The 16,338-nt window shown below is 56.9% G+C and carries 17 protein-coding genes; 3 read left to right on the top strand and 14 right to left on the bottom strand.

The features are described from left to right. Positions 1-45: 45 nt before the first annotated feature. On the bottom strand, positions 46-2,010 hold the full coding sequence (locus PuT2_RS06420) for a SurA N-terminal domain-containing protein (protein ID WP_093970231.1): 1,965 nt from the start codon (positions 2,008-2,010) through the stop codon (positions 46-48). 135 nt (positions 2,011-2,145) lie between these two features. Here PuT2_RS06420 and PuT2_RS06425 point away from each other — a divergent pair, with 135 nt between their 5' ends. Further along, on the top strand, positions 2,146-3,033 hold the full coding sequence (locus tag PuT2_RS06425; RefSeq protein ID WP_093970232.1) for a 23S rRNA (adenine(2030)-N(6))-methyltransferase RlmJ: 888 nt from the start codon (positions 2,146-2,148) through the stop codon (positions 3,031-3,033). Positions 3,034-3,116: 83 nt separating this feature from the next. Here PuT2_RS06425 and PuT2_RS06430 read toward each other — a convergent pair whose 3' ends face one another. From PuT2_RS06430 to PuT2_RS06455, 6 genes are all read right to left on the bottom strand, one after another. Continuing rightward, positions 3,117-3,848 (bottom strand): pseudouridine synthase, encoded by a 732-nt coding sequence (locus PuT2_RS06430; RefSeq protein WP_093970528.1) that lies wholly within the window; start codon positions 3,846-3,848, stop codon positions 3,117-3,119. 91 nt (positions 3,849-3,939) lie between these two features. After that, on the bottom strand, positions 3,940-4,674 hold the full coding sequence (locus tag PuT2_RS06435; RefSeq protein WP_093970233.1) for an amino acid ABC transporter ATP-binding protein: 735 nt from the start codon (positions 4,672-4,674) through the stop codon (positions 3,940-3,942). Positions 4,675-4,689: 15 nt separating this feature from the next. Then, positions 4,690-5,379: an amino acid ABC transporter permease gene (locus PuT2_RS06440; protein WP_093970529.1), complete on the bottom strand. Its 690-nt coding sequence runs from the start codon at positions 5,377-5,379 to the stop codon at positions 4,690-4,692. 7 nt (positions 5,380-5,386) lie between these two features. Next, positions 5,387-6,127 (bottom strand): amino acid ABC transporter permease, encoded by a 741-nt coding sequence (locus PuT2_RS06445; RefSeq protein ID WP_093970234.1) that lies wholly within the window; start codon positions 6,125-6,127, stop codon positions 5,387-5,389. A gap of 18 nt (positions 6,128-6,145) precedes the next feature. Further along, the gene (locus PuT2_RS06450; RefSeq protein WP_093970235.1) at positions 6,146-7,051 is read right to left on the bottom strand and encodes an amino acid ABC transporter substrate-binding protein; all 906 of its coding nucleotides are present in this window, start codon (positions 7,049-7,051) and stop codon (positions 6,146-6,148) included. Between the two features lie 143 nt (positions 7,052-7,194). Then, entirely contained in the window at positions 7,195-7,533 is a 339-nt protein-coding gene (locus PuT2_RS06455) for a P-II family nitrogen regulator (RefSeq protein WP_093970236.1), read from the bottom strand. A gap of 126 nt (positions 7,534-7,659) precedes the next feature. Here PuT2_RS06455 and argH point away from each other — a divergent pair, with 126 nt between their 5' ends. Beyond that, positions 7,660-9,084, top strand: coding sequence for an argininosuccinate lyase (gene argH, locus PuT2_RS06460; RefSeq protein ID WP_093970237.1), 1,425 nt, complete (start codon positions 7,660-7,662; stop codon positions 9,082-9,084). Between the two features lie 52 nt (positions 9,085-9,136). On the opposite strand, the gene rlmD is transcribed toward argH, so the two are convergent. The 6 genes from rlmD to surE form a co-directional block, all read right to left on the bottom strand. Then, a complete protein-coding gene (rlmD, locus tag PuT2_RS06465) occupies positions 9,137-10,447 on the bottom strand; it encodes a 23S rRNA (uracil(1939)-C(5))-methyltransferase RlmD (protein ID WP_093970238.1) in 1,311 nt (436 codons plus the stop codon). A 66-nt stretch (positions 10,448-10,513) separates the two neighbouring features. Continuing rightward, a complete protein-coding gene (locus tag PuT2_RS06470) occupies positions 10,514-11,083 on the bottom strand; it encodes a Spy/CpxP family protein refolding chaperone (protein WP_093970239.1) in 570 nt (189 codons plus the stop codon). A gap of 86 nt (positions 11,084-11,169) precedes the next feature. Then, the gene (locus PuT2_RS06475) at positions 11,170-11,955 is read right to left on the bottom strand and encodes a 3'-5' exonuclease (RefSeq protein ID WP_093970240.1); all 786 of its coding nucleotides are present in this window, start codon (positions 11,953-11,955) and stop codon (positions 11,170-11,172) included. After that, a complete protein-coding gene (locus PuT2_RS06480; protein WP_093970241.1) occupies positions 11,952-12,749 on the bottom strand; it encodes a peptidoglycan DD-metalloendopeptidase family protein in 798 nt (265 codons plus the stop codon). Before PuT2_RS06480 ends, PuT2_RS06475 begins: the two co-directional genes overlap by 4 nt. 12 nt (positions 12,750-12,761) lie before the next feature. After that, entirely contained in the window at positions 12,762-13,604 is an 843-nt protein-coding gene (locus tag PuT2_RS06485; RefSeq protein WP_093970242.1) for a protein-L-isoaspartate(D-aspartate) O-methyltransferase, read from the bottom strand. Beyond that, positions 13,589-14,347: a 5'/3'-nucleotidase SurE gene (surE, locus tag PuT2_RS06490; RefSeq protein ID WP_093970243.1), complete on the bottom strand. Its 759-nt coding sequence runs from the start codon at positions 14,345-14,347 to the stop codon at positions 13,589-13,591. Before surE ends, PuT2_RS06485 begins: the two co-directional genes overlap by 16 nt. 120 nt (positions 14,348-14,467) lie before the next feature. Between surE and plsY the strand changes: the two genes are divergently transcribed. Further along, positions 14,468-15,121, top strand: coding sequence for a glycerol-3-phosphate 1-O-acyltransferase PlsY (gene plsY, locus PuT2_RS06495; RefSeq protein WP_093970244.1), 654 nt, complete (start codon positions 14,468-14,470; stop codon positions 15,119-15,121). A gap of 69 nt (positions 15,122-15,190) precedes the next feature. Here plsY and tsaD read toward each other — a convergent pair whose 3' ends face one another. Beyond that, positions 15,191-16,222 (bottom strand): tRNA (adenosine(37)-N6)-threonylcarbamoyltransferase complex transferase subunit TsaD, encoded by a 1,032-nt coding sequence (tsaD, locus tag PuT2_RS06500; protein WP_093970245.1) that lies wholly within the window; start codon positions 16,220-16,222, stop codon positions 15,191-15,193. Positions 16,223-16,338 lie beyond the last annotated feature (116 nt).

Below are 16,338 nucleotides of genomic sequence, written 5' to 3' on the forward strand. Positions count from 1 at the left end.
AAACAGCACTGTTAGGCAGGGGCGCTTAATGGCCCCAACCTGACTTTACTGTTGCTCGGTTTCGCCCTGAATAGCGGCCTGTGCATCGGGCAGAATTTTCACACCCAGGGTTGTACGCATGGCTTTAAGCACTGCACGCTCTTCGGCTCGGCCCCATAAATTGTTGAGCTCTTGAGGCAAATTGGCCAACGCCTGGCCGCCGTCGTTACCTGGCGTGACGCCTTCAAGGCGAACCAGGACATAGCCCGCCTGGCCCGACACACCTGTGTAGGCAGGCAATGTTTCGGCCGGCATGCGGAACGCAGCCTCGAGAGCCTGCGCACTCACGTTCTGCGGGCTGACGCGGCTAACCGTAAGCGAAGAACCAAAGCCTTCGGGAACGGTGCTGCCGTTGGCACCACGATACTTTTCAAGATCGGCCTCGCCGGCTTTACGGGCCAGATCGAGCGCCTGCTCTTGTACCAGGGCTTCGCGAATAAACTCTGACACCTGATCGAGGGGCTGAATGCTTGCGGGGATGACTTCATCAACGCGCACCACCACCAGGGTATCGGGGGTAATTTCGATGACACCAGAGTTTTGTTTTTCGGCCATGAGTGCGGGCGAGAACAAGGCGCGACGCACACGCGCATCTTCGAGAATAGAAGCATCGGGACCAGCTGACGCCGCCTGCCCTTGAACCTGTTGCTCGGGCAGAAGGCGGTCTTGCGCAATGCCCGTTGCGGTGCGGATCTCGACACCCAGAGCCTGAGCGGCCGGCGCGAGTGTCGTGGCATTGTCGTAGGCCAGATCGCGCAGGCTTGAGGCCATTTCGGCGAAGCGTTCGGCACCCAGTTGGCGACGGATTTCGGCCTCGACCTTGGCCTTGGCTTGTTCGAAGGTTTCACCGCGTTCGGGTTCAACTTCCGAAGCCATGAAAACGTGGAAGCCATCAGGCCCTTCAACCACACCCGATACATCACCCTGGTTCAGGGCAAAAATGGCGGTTTCCAGTTCGGCGGGCAAAATACCCCGGGTGATCCACCCCAGACGCCCGCCGTCTTTGGCCGTACCGATGTCTTGCGACTCGGCCCTGGCGACATCGGCAAACGAAGACTTGTCGGCGGCCACTTTTTCGGCCAGCGACTGTGCTTTAGCGCGTGCCGCTTCACGCTCTTGAGCGGAGGCGTCGGCGCCTGTCTTGATCAGGATATGGTTCAGCAACACACGGCCCGGCAACACATAACGCGACTTGTTCTGGTCGTAGTAGGCCTGCATTTCGGCTTCGGTAGGCGCAGGAAGCGCCTTCATGGCGGCGGCTTCATCAAGGACAAGGTACTGGGCGCGTACGTGCTCGGGAACCTTCAGACGATCTTCGTTCTTGCTGTACCAATCTTTGACTTCGGCATCAGACACTTTGACCTGATCGGTATAAGCATTGGCTTCGTATACTTTAAGGCGTAGAGTGCGTTGCTCGGTGAGAGCGTGACGCAAACCCGTGACGACCGAGGCGGGAACGCCTGCCGTAAAGCCAATAGGGCCCAAAACACGTTGCAAGGCCAGTTCGCCCCGCTGACTTTGTTCGAAATCGCGGCTGGTGATGCCCATTGAGGCCAAAACTTCGTCGTAGCGCTCGGGGGAAAACTGACCGCCGACCTGCAATTCGGGGATGGCGGCAATGGCACGACGCAAGACGTTGTCAGAAACACTAAAATGCGCTTTGGCGGCTGTTTCAATAACAACGCTACGATCAATCAGCGACTCGAGGAGATTCTCGCGGGCCTGAGGGTTGTCGAGCAAAGACGGGTCGAATGCAGCACCCATGTTGGCCTGCAATTGCTGCATCTGGTTGCGCTGTGCCGCATTGAAGTCTTCCAGGGTAACCGAGGCGTCGCCAATTTTGACCAGGTCTTTATTACCCGAGACATAATTGGTGTAGCCGCTGATGCCCACCAGCGCGAACGACGGAAAAATCAGGATGACGAGGACAAGCAGCATCAGACGCTGATGCGTACGGATAAAATCGAACATTAATTCAACCCACAGAGTCGCCCGCGCGCCATAGCGTTACGTGACGATTTATACCCAAAAAAATTACGGCTTTAATACGGTGCAGCGAGTTTACCACCGGTTCGGGCCACACCCAATTTTATAAAAGGCACGCCCTTGTTCAGTTACCGCCACGCTTTCCATGCCGGCAATCACGCCGACGTACTTAAACACAGCATTCTGGTGCAAATTCTTGATTACTTCAATCAAAAAGACACACCTTACTGGGTAATTGACACCCATGCCGGCGCCGGCATTTACGACCTGACCGACGAATGGGCGACCAAGAACGCCGAATTTACTGACGGACTGGACCGCGTTCTGGCTACTGAAAAGCGTCCGCCCATGATCGAACGCTACCTTGAAGCAGTGGGGGATTTCAACCCCGACGGCGTAGCCAACTACTACCCTGGGTCACCCTGGCTGGCCATGCAGGCGTTGCGCCAAAAAGACCGCCTGCGCCTGTTTGAGCTACACCCCAACGAAATCGCCATACTGCAAGAAAATCTGGCACAACAAGACCGAAGCGTGCAAAAAAAGGTCATGGTGTATGAGCAAGACGGATTCACCGGCCTGAAAGCCTTGTTGCCGCCGCCAACGCGCCGCTCCGTCACCATTATCGACCCGTCGTACGAAGCCAAGTCAGACTATCGGGCCACCTTGCAGTGCGTACAAGACGCCTTGCGGCGATTCCCGACCGGATGCTACGCCGTTTGGTACCCGCTGGTGCAGCGACGTGAGGTCACCGAACTTCAACGTAGCCTTGAAAAACTTAAAGATTGCAGCTGGGTCAATGCCACGCTGAGCGTGCGCAAGCCGCCCAGCGACGGCTTTGGCCTATTTGGCAGCGGTATGTTTATTATTAACCCGCCCTATACCCTGCACGATGCACTGGCCCGTGCGTTGCCGTGGCTGTCAAAAACGCTGGCGCTCGACGACCGCGCAACGTTTACGTTAAAAAAATCGGGGGCTTCGAAAGACAAACCCAAAGACAAAGGCGACTGAAGCCTGCAGGCTGGGCGGCGCTGCCAACGCGCCGCCGAACTTGGCCGCATGAACAAAAAGGCAACCGCCAAAAACCGGCTTGATTAGAACTGTTCGCCTTCGCGCAAATATCGCCACTTACCTGGGGGCAAATCGCCCAATACAATGCGCCCCATGCGCACGCGCTTCAGGCCCACGACCTTAAGCCCCACTTGCTCGCACATCCGGCGAATCTGACGTTTTTTTCCTTCCCACAAAATAAAGCGCAACTGATCTTCGTTTTGCCACGAAACCTCGGCGGGTTTGAGGGTTTGGCCATCTAGACTTAGGCCGTGGTTAAGCAACTTGAGCCCGTTACTGCTGATCTTTCCGTCGACCCGAACCAGATACTCTTTCTCGATGTCGGAATGCTCGTCGATCAATTGACGTGCGATACGGCCATCTTGGGTCAATACCAGCAGCCCTTGTGAATCGATGTCCAGACGCCCGGCCGGTGCAAGCCCGCGAAGATGGCTACGATCAAACTGGATCGTCGACTTTTCGGGGCGATACTGGGTTTTTTCTGAAATAAGCGTTGCTGCTGGCCGGTAGCCGCTTTCGGCCTGCCCCGACACATAACCCACCGGCTTGTTCAACAAGATGGTGACCCGCGCGGTCTGACGCTTCTGGGCCTGGCGATCGAGGGTGATTTTTTGCTGCGGGTAGGCCTTGCTGCCCAGTTCGGACACCACAACGCCGTCGACACGGACCCAGCCGCGCTCGATATAGCTATCGGCCTCGCGACGCGAACACATTCCGCGTTCGGCCATGAGTTTTGAAATTCTGATTTTTTCCATAGCCGCCATTGTATGCATTCCCGATGCGGCACGGTTGCCGACCGACCATTGCACCGTTCAGACGTTGTATGGCTGCGTCAAAAATAACAAACTAGTGCGCCAGAATCTTCGATAGAAAATGACGGGCGCGCTCAGAACGGGCCTCTGGATTATCAAAGAACTCCAGTTTCGGGCAATCCTCGACAATCTGACCCTGATCCATGAAGACAACGCGATCTGCGACCTTGCGCGCAAAGCCCATTTCGTGGGTCACCACCATCATGGTCATGCCTTCTTTAGCCAGATCGACCATGACATCCAGCACCTCGTTAACCATCTCCGGATCGAGCGCCGAGGTGGGTTCATCGAACAGCATGGCAACTGGGTCCATGGCCAGCGCACGCGCAATGGCAACCCGCTGCTGCTGGCCGCCTGATAGCTGGCCCGGAAATTTGTGCATGTGATCGGCCAGCCCTACCCGCGTCAAAAGCGCCCTGCCACGATCGGCAGCTTCAGTTTCAGATCGCCCACGCACCTTGACCTGAGCCAGGGTGAGATTACGCATGACCGACAAATGAGGAAACAGCTCGAAATGCTGGAACACCATCCCTATGCGCGACCGCAACTTGGGCAAGTTGGTGCCCGGCGCACCTACCGAAATGCCGTCCACCCAAACTTCGCCCTGTTGAAAAGGCTCAAGTCCGTTGGCAGTTTTAATCAGCGTGGACTTGCCCGACCCCGATGGGCCGCACACAACAACGACCTCGCCGCGACTGACTTGCGTAGTGCAGTCTTTAAGTACCTGAAAGTCGCCATACCACTTGCTTACATTTTTAAATTCGATCATGCAAAACTTACCAGATCAGCGCACCACTGCGGTTCGCAACTGAAGTCGTCGAACCAGGCGTGATGCCACATAAGAAATAACAAAATAGACAATCGCCGCGAAAATGAACATTTCTACCAAGCGGCCGTCGCGTTGCGCCACGATGTTGGCGGCGCCCAGGAAATCGGTTAACGACAGCACGTACACGAGCGAAGTGTCTTGAAACAGCACGATGACCTGAGTGAGCAATACAGGGGTCATGTTGCGAAACGCCTGCGGTAAAACAATAGTGCGCATGACGCCAAAATAATTCAGGCCCAGCGCGTACCCTGCGTCGAACTGTCCCCGGGGTACCGACTGGATGCCCGCACGCATGATTTCGCAAAAATACGCGGCTTCGAAGAGCGTAAAGGTAATCAGCGCCGAGGTGAACCCACCCACGGGCACAGGCGCACCCGCGCCCGTTAGCCAACCCACAATATAGGGCACCAGAAAATAAAACCAGAAAATAATAAGAATGAGCGGCAGTGCCCTGAAAATGTTGACATAGCCGCCGGCAAGGGCCGATACCCAACGACGTGAAGACAGACGCATCAGCGCCAGTATCGTCCCCAAAACCAGCGCCAGCAGGGTCGACATAACCGTTAGCTTCAACGTAAAAACCAGCCCGGTACCCAGCAAATAAGGCAAGGCATCGATGATGACGGCGAAATCGAAATGACCCATGCCCACCCTACTTTGCCGTACCCATGAAACCGGGTACTTGCAACCATTTTTCAAAACGCCGCATGACGACCACAATAACAATATTGATGAGCACGTACAGCAACGTCGCTGCCGCAAATGACTCGAAAATCTGGAAGCTGAACTCTTGCATCGAACGTGCCGCACCCGTAATTTCGAGCAGACCAATGGTAAACGCCACTGAAGAGTTCTTCACCAGATTGAGCGCTTCTGAGGTTAGCGGTGGCATGATCATGCGCACCGTAGCAGGCAGCAGCACATGACGGTAAACCTGCGACCGACGCAGCCCCAGGGCAGTAGCGGCCATGGCCTGCCCTGAAGGCAAAGCCTCAATGCCCGCCCGCACTTGTTCGGCCACCCGGGCCGACGTAAACAGGCCCAGACACACCACCGCCGTCCAGAAGGTGCTCAGGACCGGGTCGGACTGCTTGATGAAATCGCCCCAGGCCTGCGGCAAAAGCTCGGGCACCACGAAGTACCAGAGAAACATTTGCACAAGGAGTGGGATATTGCGAAAAAGCTCGACCCAGGCGCGACAGCAGGCCACAACGCTGCGTCGCCCGGTGGTATTGAGCACGCCCACCAGAAAACCCAACATCAGGGCCAGCACCCAAGCTGCAACAGACACGCCCAGCGTCCAGTAAAGGCCACCAATGAGCGTGTCAAGATAGGTGCCTGTCCCGTCGGGAGAAATCTCCCAGAAAACGGACCAGTTCCAGTTGTAATTCATACCGCGGCCCTGTGCGGGTTACGGCAAGACATAAGCGGCCGGATCGGGCGAATCGGTGGGGTTTTGAATGACCTTGCGCAATTCGGGGGTCATGGGCCAGTTAAGTTTGATACTTCGCGGCGGGATGGCCTGCATGAACCACTTGTCGTAAAGGGTATCAAGCCGGCCATCGCGCATCATCGCTTTAACCGCATCGTCAACCACCTTTTTGAAGGCCGGATCATCTTTGGGCAGAATGATGCCGTAGGGCTCGGTGGTATAGGCTTTTTCGCTGATCATCCAGTCTTCGGCGTTTCGCGAATTAGCCACCAGCCCCGCCAACAAAATGTCATCCATGAAAAACGCCACCGCGCGGCCACTGCTGACAGTAAGGAAAGCTTCGGAGTGGTCTTTGGCTGTGATGATCCGCATGCCCAGGTTTTGTTCAGCATTGGCCTGGGTTAGCCACCGCAAGTTGCTGGTGCCTGCCGTAGACACCACTGTTTTACCTTTGAAATCGGCCAAATCAGACAACCCGGAGGTTTTCAGGGCCGCAAACCGGGTAGCCGTCACAAACGTAGTAGGCGCAAAACTAACCTGCTCTTGACGCTGGGCGTTATTTGTCGCCGAACCGCAGGTTAGGTCGACCGTACCATTGGCGACCAGCGGAATACGCGTGGACGACGTAACCGGCACTTGCCGTACATTAAGCTGCGTCAGCCCCAGATGCTGCTTGACGGCATCGACGATGCCATGACAGATGTCCATGGAATACCCGACGGGCTTCTGCTGGCCGTCGAGGTAGGCAAAGGGTATGGAAGATTCGCGGTAACCCAGTGTGATCTGACCGCTTTCTTTGATTTTATCGAGGCGACCCTGCGCATGCACAGACGACATGCCGCCCACCGTAACGGCGGCCGCCAAAACAATAGACAATAATCTCATGACTTCTCCTGTAACCTGACACATCTTTTTTAGTATGCCCGAACTCGGTCTGGATGACCTCGTGACATACCCTAGGTTTTACAGGAATTAACGCAAGATAACGCCGCGATAAACACCACAGATAGGTTCGGCGGCGTTTAGGTTTACAAGGCTTCGGGGCCGCTTTCGCCGGTACGGATACGGATGGCTTGCTCGACGGGCATGACGAAAATCTTGCCATCGCCGATTTTTCCGGTGTGTGCCGCTTTAAGGATGGCCTCGATGGATTGCTCGACAAGGGCGTCGTCGACCACCAGATCGATACGAATTTTGGGCAGAAAGTCGACCACATACTCGGCCCCCCGATACAGTTCGGTGTGCCCTTTTTGTCGGCCAAAACCTTTGACCTCGGTAACCGTTAGGCCGCTCACGCCGATCTCGGCCAGCGCCTCGCGCACTTCGTCGAGTTTGAAGGGCTTGATGATGGCAGTGATGAGTTTCATGCGGGCTCCGGGACGTTGTTTGATATGTTTTGTGTTGGCGAACCGCCCAAACAACGCGAACCGTAAAGCCGGCGCACTGCGGGCATAACGCTAAAATTATCGCACGCTCCCTTATAATTGCGCACTATGTCAAAAAATACTCACTCCGCAAGCCAAGACCAGTTCGCCAACAAGGCCCAAGCCTGGTCTGCACGTTTTTCCGAACCTGTTTCCGACCTGGTCAAACGCTACACGGCGTCTGTCGATTTCGACAAGCGCATGGCCGCGTTCGACATCCAGGGGTCGCTGGCACACGCCGACATGCTTTCGGCCATTGGCATTATCAGTGCCGACGACTTGGCCGCCATACAAAAAGGTATGACGCAGATTTTGTCCGAGATCGACGCTGGCCAGTTCACTTGGTCGCTCGACCTCGAAGACGTACACCTGAATATTGAAAAGCGCCTGGTCGAGCTGGTGGGCGACGCCGGCAAACGCCTGCACACTGGCCGGTCGCGTAACGACCAGGTGGCCACCGACATCCGTCTTTGGCTGCGTGCCGAGATCGACATCGCCATCGACCTGTTGCGCCAGTTACGGCACAACCTGGCCGCCCTCGCCAAAACACACGCTCATACCATTTTGCCGGGCTTTACGCACCTGCAGGTGGCCCAACCCGTTACCTTTGGCCACCACTTGCTGGCCTACGCCGAGATGTTCGCGCGCGATGCCGAGCGCCTTCAAGATTGCCGCAAACGGGTTAACCGTCTGCCGCTGGGCGCGGCCGCGCTGGCGGGCACCACCTACCCTATCGACCGCGAACGCGTTGCCCGCACGCTGGGGTTCGATGACATCTGCCGCAACTCGCTCGACGCCGTCTCCGACCGCGACTTCGCCATCGAATTCTGCGCTGCCGCCGCACTCATCATGACGCATATTTCGCGCATGTCCGAAGAGCTGATCATCTGGATGAGCCCGCGTGTCGGTTTCATCGAGCTGGCCGACCGCTTCTGCACCGGCAGCTCTATCATGCCGCAAAAGAAAAACCCCGACGTACCCGAGCTGGCTCGCGGAAAAACCGGGCGGGTTAACGGCAACCTGATCGGCCTACTTACCCTGATGAAAGGCCAGCCACTGGCCTACAACAAAGACAACCAAGAAGACAAAGAAGGCCTGTTTGATTCGGCTGACACCATTCGCGACACACTGACGATTTTTGTCGATATGGTCAACGGCATCAAAGTCAAGCCCGATGCCATGCGCGCGGCCGCACTACAGGGTTTTGCCACCGCCACCGACCTGGCCGACTACCTGGTAAAAAAAGGCGTGCCCTTTCGCGACGCCCACGAAACCGTTGCCCATGCGGTACGTACCTGCGAAGAGCAAAACTGCGACCTGGCCGACCTCAGCCTTGAACAGTTGCGGGCATTTAATGCATCAATCAATGAGGACGTCTTCGACGTTCTGACACTCGAAGGTTCGGTAGCCGCTCGCAATCACGTTGGCGGTACCGCACCGCAGCGTGTACTAGTAGAAGCCGAGCGCGTGCTTAAAGACACCGCAGCAACATAATCTGCCGCGTTAAAAATGTGCAGTGTTAAAAAAGGGGCCCTCGGGCCCCTTTTTATTCGAACACGGCAATCGACTCAACGTGCCCCGTATGCGGAAACATATTAATGGCGCCGGCTGCCAGCATACTGTACCCCCCTTCGTTCACCAAAATACCGGCGTCGCGCGCCAGTGTCGCAGGGTTACAAGACACATAAACAATACGCTTGGGCCGCTCGTCAGGCGTTAGCGCAGATAACGCTCGTGCCACGGCTTCAGCCCCATCGCGCGGCGGATCGATCAGCATTCGGTCAAAGTACGCCAGGTCGCGCAACCAGGCCACATCAACCTCGAACAAATTAAGCACTGCAAAATCGGTAGTGTCGGCCAGGCCGTTAGCTGCAGCCGCTTCACGAGCACGATCAATCAGGGTTTTACTGCCCTCGATGCCCACGACTTCGCGAGCTTGGGTTGCCAAAGGCAACGTAAAGTTACCCAGACCACAGAACAAATCGGCAACGCGATCGTTAGGCTGAACATCGAGCAGCGACAGCGCCCGCGCAATCAACGTTTGGTTAATGGCGTGATTGACTTGAGTAAAGTCGCTGGGGCGATAGGCCATACGCAAACCAAATTGCGGCAACACATATGCCAGACGATCGGCATCTTCAGGCAACATGGGCTGAACGGTTTCAGGCCCTTTGGGCTGCAGCCACCAACTGACGTTATGCGCTTGCGCAAAAGCCATCAGCAACGCCTGATCAGCTTGCGTCAACGGCTCCATATGACGCAACAGCAACGCCGTGGTCTCATCACCTACCGCGACCTCGATTTGCGGGATGGCCTTGGGAATGCTGAGCCGGCCGATCAATTCGCGCAACGGCACAAGCATAGCCGACACATGAGGCGGCAGCACCAGGCACTCGGTCATGTCGGCCACATAAGCACCCCGCTTCTCGCGAAAACCAACCAGCACCCCGCCCTTTTTATGCACCAGCCTGACAGACAGACGAGCGCGGTAACGGTAGCCCCAGACGGGACCATGCATGGGCGGCAAAATACGGTGTGGATGCACTTTGCCAATATGCCAAAGCGCGTCTTCAAGCGCACGTTGCTTAACCGCAACCTGGGCGGCTGGTTCGACGTGCTGCATTGCACACCCTCCGCACACCCCGAAATTGGGGCACTTGGGCGTTACACGCTGTGAAGATGAGCGCAAGATGCGCTCGGTACGCGCTGTATCGAACGACGGCTTGCGACGAACGATGTTCGCCACAACTTGCTCGCCGGGCAAGGCGCCCTCGACGAACACAACTTTGCCGTCGTGGCGGGCGACACCCCGGGCTTCAAGGTCGAGCGACTGAATATCAAGAACTAATTCGGACATGGGCTATTAGCGTGTGCAAAAAACGGTTAGGGCCGAATTTTGACACTCTAACGCCCATAAGTCGAATCAGGATGCCGGGCCGCGCTGCATGCGTTCGCTCTTGCGCTCTTGCTTATGCTCGGCGCGCTCGGCCAGCAGTGTCGACACTTTCTGACGTTGCGTGTCATCCAGCGCGTCCCAAACTGTCAGCCATTTATCGGTAATGCTGGCGCGGGCCTGGATCATTTGCGCTTGCCGGTCGGCCATGGCTTTCGCCTGTGCGCGCGGGTCGGCTTTACCGGCCTTAAGCGCGTCAAGCTGTGCACTGCGCTGCGCCTGAATATCGGTGCGATGCGCTGACCAGGCCGCTTTTTGCGCGTCGCGCGCGTCTTTAACTAACGCCTTCTGAGCATCGGTCAGCGCAAGCGTGTCGAGTTGCTGCTGACTGATCACGCCGTATCCGGGGATCACCATCCCCTTTTGCGCATGCTCCATGCGATTGCCCTTGCGATCGTGATGGCTATGCCCGCGTTTGGCGTCCGCCGCGACGGGCGCTTGATCACCAGCGGTTGGCGCAGCGATAACGGGGGTGTGTAACGCAACACTTGCAGCGATAGCCGCCAAAGCAGATGCAACGATAGAAGATTGACGTGCCATGATGAAATTCACCTGTAATGATTAAGGAAGCTTCATTGTCAGGTGAAGTACGTTTCGAGCTTGTTTCAGTCAGGGGTGAAAGTCTTTCAACCGGTTTCGGCGTCCCAGGCGGCCAGGTATTCGCGCCAATGCTGAGCCTCGGATGCCGAAAGCGTTTGCCGGACGAGATCGACTTCGTTTTGATAGGCGACCGCATCGAGCTCGCCCTTAAGTAAACGAAACCGGCAGTAAACCAGCCAGGTGTTGACCACATCGGTTTCGCAATAGGCGCGCACCTCGTCTCGTCGACCAGATGCCCAGGCGTTCCAGACCTGACTGCCATCCATACCCAACTTGCCCGGAAAGCCACAAAGCTTGGCCAGTTCGTCGAGCGGCGCGTTGGCACGACCATTGTATTTGGCAAGCAAGTCCATCAGATCGATGTGGCGGTTGTGATAACGACTGATGTAGTTGTTGTATTTGAAGTCGCGGTCGTCTTCACCGGTGTCCCAATAGCGAGGCGCGGGTACCGCATGAATAAGGCTGCGGTAATGCAATACCGGCAGATCGAAGCCCGAACCGTTCCAGCTAATCAGCCGCGGCGTGTAGTGTTCGATGGTTTTAAAAAAACCGGCGATCAGTGCCGCCTCGGGATCATCGGGCTTACCCAGGGTTTTGACACGAAACCCCTGGGCATCACGAAATACGCAACCCACAACAGCAATTTTTTGCAGATGCAATGGCAAGAAATTGGAGCCGTGCGACTGCATGCGCGCCGCCTGCGCCGCCTCGACCACCTGTGCGTCGGTCAGATCGGCACCCCACCCGTTAAGGCGACGCAATCCCTCGACATCAGGGATGGTTTCGAGGTCGAAAACCAGGGTCGGCGTCATCGGGAAGGCAAATAAGCCAGTGGGTTTACCGGTGTACCGCTGCGACGGATCTCGAAGTGCAGTCTGGGCGAAGTGGTATCGGTCTGCCCGATCTCGGCAATTTTTGCGCCTTTGCTTACTTCTTGGCCGGTTTTAACCATGAGCTTGTGGTTGTGCGCATAAGCCGTGATAAAGCCGTTGGAATGGCCGATAAGAATCAGGTTGCCCAGTCCGCGCACACCGTTGCCGGCGTACATGACTTTGCCGGATGCCGCTGCGGTAACCGGATCGCCCACCTTACCTTCGATATCGATACCCTTGGTGTTGGCAGTAAACCCCTGGATGATTTTGCCGTTGGCAGGCCAGCCCCACGATACAAGGGCCGCATCGCTGGCACGCGAGGGTGTAGCGGATGACGTGTCGGGCGCCTTGGCAGGCGTTGTGGGCGCCGGCGCAGGGGCAGGCGCACTGGCCATATCGGCATTGCCGCTAAGCCGAAGTGTTTGCCCAACCCGCAACTGGCTGGGATCGCTAATGTTATTGAGCCGAATCAGCGTATTGACATCGACATTATGCGTTTGCGCTATTTTGTATAGCGTGTCGCCGGGGCGCACGACATAAATACCACCCGCCGCAGATACAGAACCACCGCCACTCGACATATCGCTGACAGGCGCTTGCGTTTTACGTGACGCGCAACCCGCCAGCGCCACCATCAGCAACACACCGGCGATGCGCAGCCCCCTGGCATAGCGCGCGGGCGTGTGTGATTGAGGCCGAGCAGAAGCGCCAGACGTAAACGACTCTGCGTACATAAGAAATCTCCCTTACAACTGTGTTCCCGCGCGAAGCGGAACAAAACGAACTGATTCTAAATCTTGACGGGCGAAACTGGACGGGCCCGTGCGTTCAACCAAAATAAGCCGTTGATTCGATGTGCCTTCGGGCGCAATAAGGCGCCCGCCAATAGACAACTGATCGAGCAACGCCTGCGGAATTTTTATGCCGGCCGCTGCAACCAAAATGGCATCGAAAGGCGCCGATGCCGGCAAACCGAGCATACCATCACCGAAAGACAACCTGACCCGTGTAGACAGCTTGAGCGCGCGCAGGTGCTCTCGTGCCAGGTCATAAAGCCCGCGGATACGCTCGATGGCATAAACATCGCGAACAAGTTGCGACAGCACGGCAGCCTGGTAACCACAACCTGCACCCACTTCGAGAACCCGGGACGGGACGCGACTTTCGCACACCACGGAAATCATGCGCGCCACGACCCAGGGCTGGGAAATGGTCTGACCATAGCCGATAGGCAAAGCTGCGTCTTCGTAGGCTCTGCTGGCCAACCCTTCGTCGACAAACAAGTGCCTGGGCACCGCCAGCATGGCCCCAAGCACGCGTTCGTCGGTAATGCCCTGGATACGCAGACGCTGTACCATTTGCGCCCGCAGACGATCGGAATTCAGGCCGAGATTGGCCTGAATGCGATCGACCCCGGCAACAGGCGCCGACGTTGCGGCACCAGTGATGACAGGTTTGCGCGCGGTCAAGCCCGGCGCACTGACCCGTGCATTGCTGTTGCTGACCGTCAGCCCATGCCCCAGACTGGAGCGGCCAAACCGATTGACCGTACCAGTACCAAACGGCGACCGGGTTACGGGTTTTCGCATAGCGGGCCAGCCCACCGGGTAACGGCGTCGAGCTGCTCGTGATAGGTAAGGTCAAGCCTGAGGGGCGTGACCGACACGTAGTTTTCTTCGATAGCGGCAAAGTCGGTGTTGGCCCCCGCGTCGAATACGTTGCCAACAGGGCCTATCCAGTAGACGGGCTCGCCATAGGGGGTTGCGCTTTTGATAACGGGCTCGGAGGGATGGCGCTTGCCCAGACGCGTCACCCGAGTACCAGCGAGCTGAGACGATGGCACCGCCGGAATATTGATGTTGAGCAACACTTTGCTATCGAGTGGCCGAGCAATATGATGCTCGACTACCTGACGCGCGACACGGGCAGCGTTATCGAGGTGTTGCCAGCCCCGCTCGACCAATGAAAACGCTATGGACGGAATACCGAACAGGTAGCCTTCGGTGGCGGCGGCAACCGTACCCGAATACAAGGTGTCGTCGCCCAAATTGGCGCCATTGTTAATGCCCGAAACGACCAGATCGGGGCGAAAATCGAGCAAGCCCGTTAACGCGATATGCACGCAATCGGAGGGTGTGCCATTGACGTAATAAAAGCCATTGGCGGCCTGCCGAACCGATAAAGGACGATTGAGCGTGAGTGAGTTTGACGAGCCGCTGCAATTGGTTTCGGGTGCAACGACCGTGATATCGCCCAGACCACGCAAAGCTTCGGTCAACGCCTCGATACCTGCCGCGTTGTAACCATCGTCGTTGGACACTAATATGCGCATTACGCTTCCATTTTGCTCGTATGAATGTGGCCAATTGTACCCGCTCGAAAACGACATGGGTGGCCTGTACAAGGTAGAATTGCCGCGCCTTGATTTTTAGTAAACGGAGTCGCTCCTGTCATGACTGTAATGATTGCCCTGGCTGTCAGCCTGCTTATTATCGCCGGCGCCTACGTGCTGGGCTCCATCCCGTTCGCGGTTGTCGTCAGCCGGCTCATGGGCTTGCAAGACCCCCGCACATTCGGTTCGAAGAACCCCGGCGCAACCAATGTATTGCGCACTGGCAACAAAAAAGCCGCCTTGTTGACGCTTGCGGGCGACGCGCTGAAAGGCTGGGTTGCCGTTTGGCTGGCAAAGACACTGGCCTCTGATTTTTCACTGGATACCTGGGTGATTGCGGCGGCTGCAGTGGCCGTGTTCCTGGGCCACCTTTACCCGATGTTTCTGGGTTTCAAGGGCGGCAAAGGCGTGGCGACGGCACTGGGCGTGTTGCTGGGTTTGCAGCCCCTGCTTGCGCTGGCAACCGTGGCTACGTGGCTGATTGTGGCTTATGCCAGCAAGTATTCTTCGCTGGCCGCTATTATGGCCGCCATTTTCGCGCCGCTGTATTACCTGTTTGGCGGCAATATTGCCTGGCGGCTTGAATCGAATATTGCCTTGGCCATCGTCGTCATCAGCGTCATGCTGTGCTTTCGCCACAGCGCGAATATCAGCCGCCTGATGAAAGGCACCGAACCACGCGTCGGGGCGTCAAAACAAAAAAACAAAGCCTGAACAACACGCGGCTTTTAATGCCGCGTGTATCTGAGCCTGCCACCGAGGGACACTACAGGCAGACTACGTCTAAATATCGTGCAACCCCCAACGCGGCCTGACGGTAAACGCATGAGACGAAGTCGACAAATCGACGAGACCGGCATTTACCCGCTGTGCGGCGGCAAACGCGATCATGGCGCCATTATCGGTACATAACGACAGCGGCGGGAAAAACACCTCGCCACCACGACGCGCCATTTCGCTTTCCAGACGATGCCGCAAATGCCTGTTGGCGCCCACGCCACCTGCAACCACCAAACGTTTCAGCCCGGTCTGCTTCATGGCCTTTAACGACTTGGACGCCAGCACATCAACAATAGCGGCTTCGGTGGCCGCCGCCAAATTGGCCTTGGCCGTTTCGAACGCCTCGCCGCCATTGACATCAAACGACTTCATTCGGGTCAGTACAGCTGTTTTCAGACCGCTGAAACTGAAATCAAGATCACCACTATGCAACATGGGGCGCGGCAAATCGTAGACCGTTGCGTCCCCCTGCTCGGCTAGCTTGGACAAAGCTGGCCCACCCGGGTAACCCAGGCCCATCAGCTTGGCAGACTTGTCGAAGGCTTCGCCGGCGGCGTCGTCGAGTGTTTCGCCCAGCAAGGCATAACGCCCCACCCCGTCGACCCGCATGAGCTGGGTATGCCCACCCGAAACCAGCAACGCTACAAACGGAAAATCCGGCTTAGGAGTGGCCAGTAACGGCGACAGCAAATGCCCCTCGAGGTGATGCACAGGAATAGCGGGACGACCCAACGACCAGGCAATAGACTGCGCCACGCTCGCCCCTACCAGCAAAGCGCCCGCCAACCCGGGCCCCGCCGTATAGGCAACGGCGTCAACGTCAGCCAACGTCATGCCTGCCGCCGCCAGTGTCTCGGACGTTAACGGCAATACCCTTTGAATGTGGTCGCGCGACGCCAGTTCGGGCACAACTCCGCCATACTCTTGGTGCATTTTGATTTGACTGTGCAGCGCGTGCGACAGCAAGCCGCGTTCAGTACAAACCAACGCGACACCGGTCTCGTCGCAGGAACTTTCATAACCAAGAATAATCATGTGGGCACAGTGTCGGACAAAATCGTTGGAAACCTAATAAATATGCGGGTAATTACGGTCTGAAATTAATACTGCACAGGGAAAATACGGCTTAGAATTGCACCGTCGTATTACCT

This window comes from Pusillimonas sp. T2 (assembly GCF_002236805.1).
Classification (GTDB): Bacteria; Pseudomonadota; Gammaproteobacteria; order Burkholderiales; family Burkholderiaceae_B; genus Neopusillimonas.

Excerpts from the sequence above, each read along its gene's own strand:
- PuT2_RS06420 (WP_093970231.1), bottom strand. The coding sequence starts at position 2,010 with ATGTTCGATTTTATCCGTACGCATCAGCGTCTGATGCTGCTTGTCCTC.
- PuT2_RS06430 (WP_093970528.1), bottom strand. The coding sequence starts at position 3,848 with ATGGAAAAAATCAGAATTTCAAAACTCATGGCCGAACGCGGAATGTGT.
- PuT2_RS06435 (WP_093970233.1), bottom strand. The coding sequence starts at position 4,674 with ATGATCGAATTTAAAAATGTAAGCAAGTGGTATGGCGACTTTCAGGTA.
- PuT2_RS06440 (WP_093970529.1), bottom strand. The coding sequence starts at position 5,379 with ATGGGTCATTTCGATTTCGCCGTCATCATCGATGCCTTGCCTTATTTG.
- PuT2_RS06445 (WP_093970234.1), bottom strand. The coding sequence starts at position 6,127 with ATGAATTACAACTGGAACTGGTCCGTTTTCTGGGAGATTTCTCCCGAC.
- PuT2_RS06450 (WP_093970235.1), bottom strand. The coding sequence starts at position 7,051 with ATGAGATTATTGTCTATTGTTTTGGCGGCCGCCGTTACGGTGGGCGGC.
- PuT2_RS06455 (WP_093970236.1), bottom strand. The coding sequence starts at position 7,533 with ATGAAACTCATCACTGCCATCATCAAGCCCTTCAAACTCGACGAAGTG.
- argH (WP_093970237.1), top strand. The coding sequence starts at position 7,660 with ATGTCAAAAAATACTCACTCCGCAAGCCAAGACCAGTTCGCCAACAAG.
- rlmD (WP_093970238.1), bottom strand. The coding sequence starts at position 10,447 with ATGTCCGAATTAGTTCTTGATATTCAGTCGCTCGACCTTGAAGCCCGG.
- PuT2_RS06470 (WP_093970239.1), bottom strand. The coding sequence starts at position 11,083 with ATGGCACGTCAATCTTCTATCGTTGCATCTGCTTTGGCGGCTATCGCT.
- PuT2_RS06475 (WP_093970240.1), bottom strand. The coding sequence starts at position 11,955 with ATGACGCCGACCCTGGTTTTCGACCTCGAAACCATCCCTGATGTCGAG.
- PuT2_RS06480 (WP_093970241.1), bottom strand. The coding sequence starts at position 12,749 with ATGTACGCAGAGTCGTTTACGTCTGGCGCTTCTGCTCGGCCTCAATCA.
- PuT2_RS06485 (WP_093970242.1), bottom strand. The coding sequence starts at position 13,604 with ATGCGAAAACCCGTAACCCGGTCGCCGTTTGGTACTGGTACGGTCAAT.
- surE (WP_093970243.1), bottom strand. The coding sequence starts at position 14,347 with ATGCGCATATTAGTGTCCAACGACGATGGTTACAACGCGGCAGGTATC.
- plsY (WP_093970244.1), top strand. The coding sequence starts at position 14,468 with ATGACTGTAATGATTGCCCTGGCTGTCAGCCTGCTTATTATCGCCGGC.
- tsaD (WP_093970245.1), bottom strand. The coding sequence starts at position 16,222 with ATGATTATTCTTGGTTATGAAAGTTCCTGCGACGAGACCGGTGTCGCG.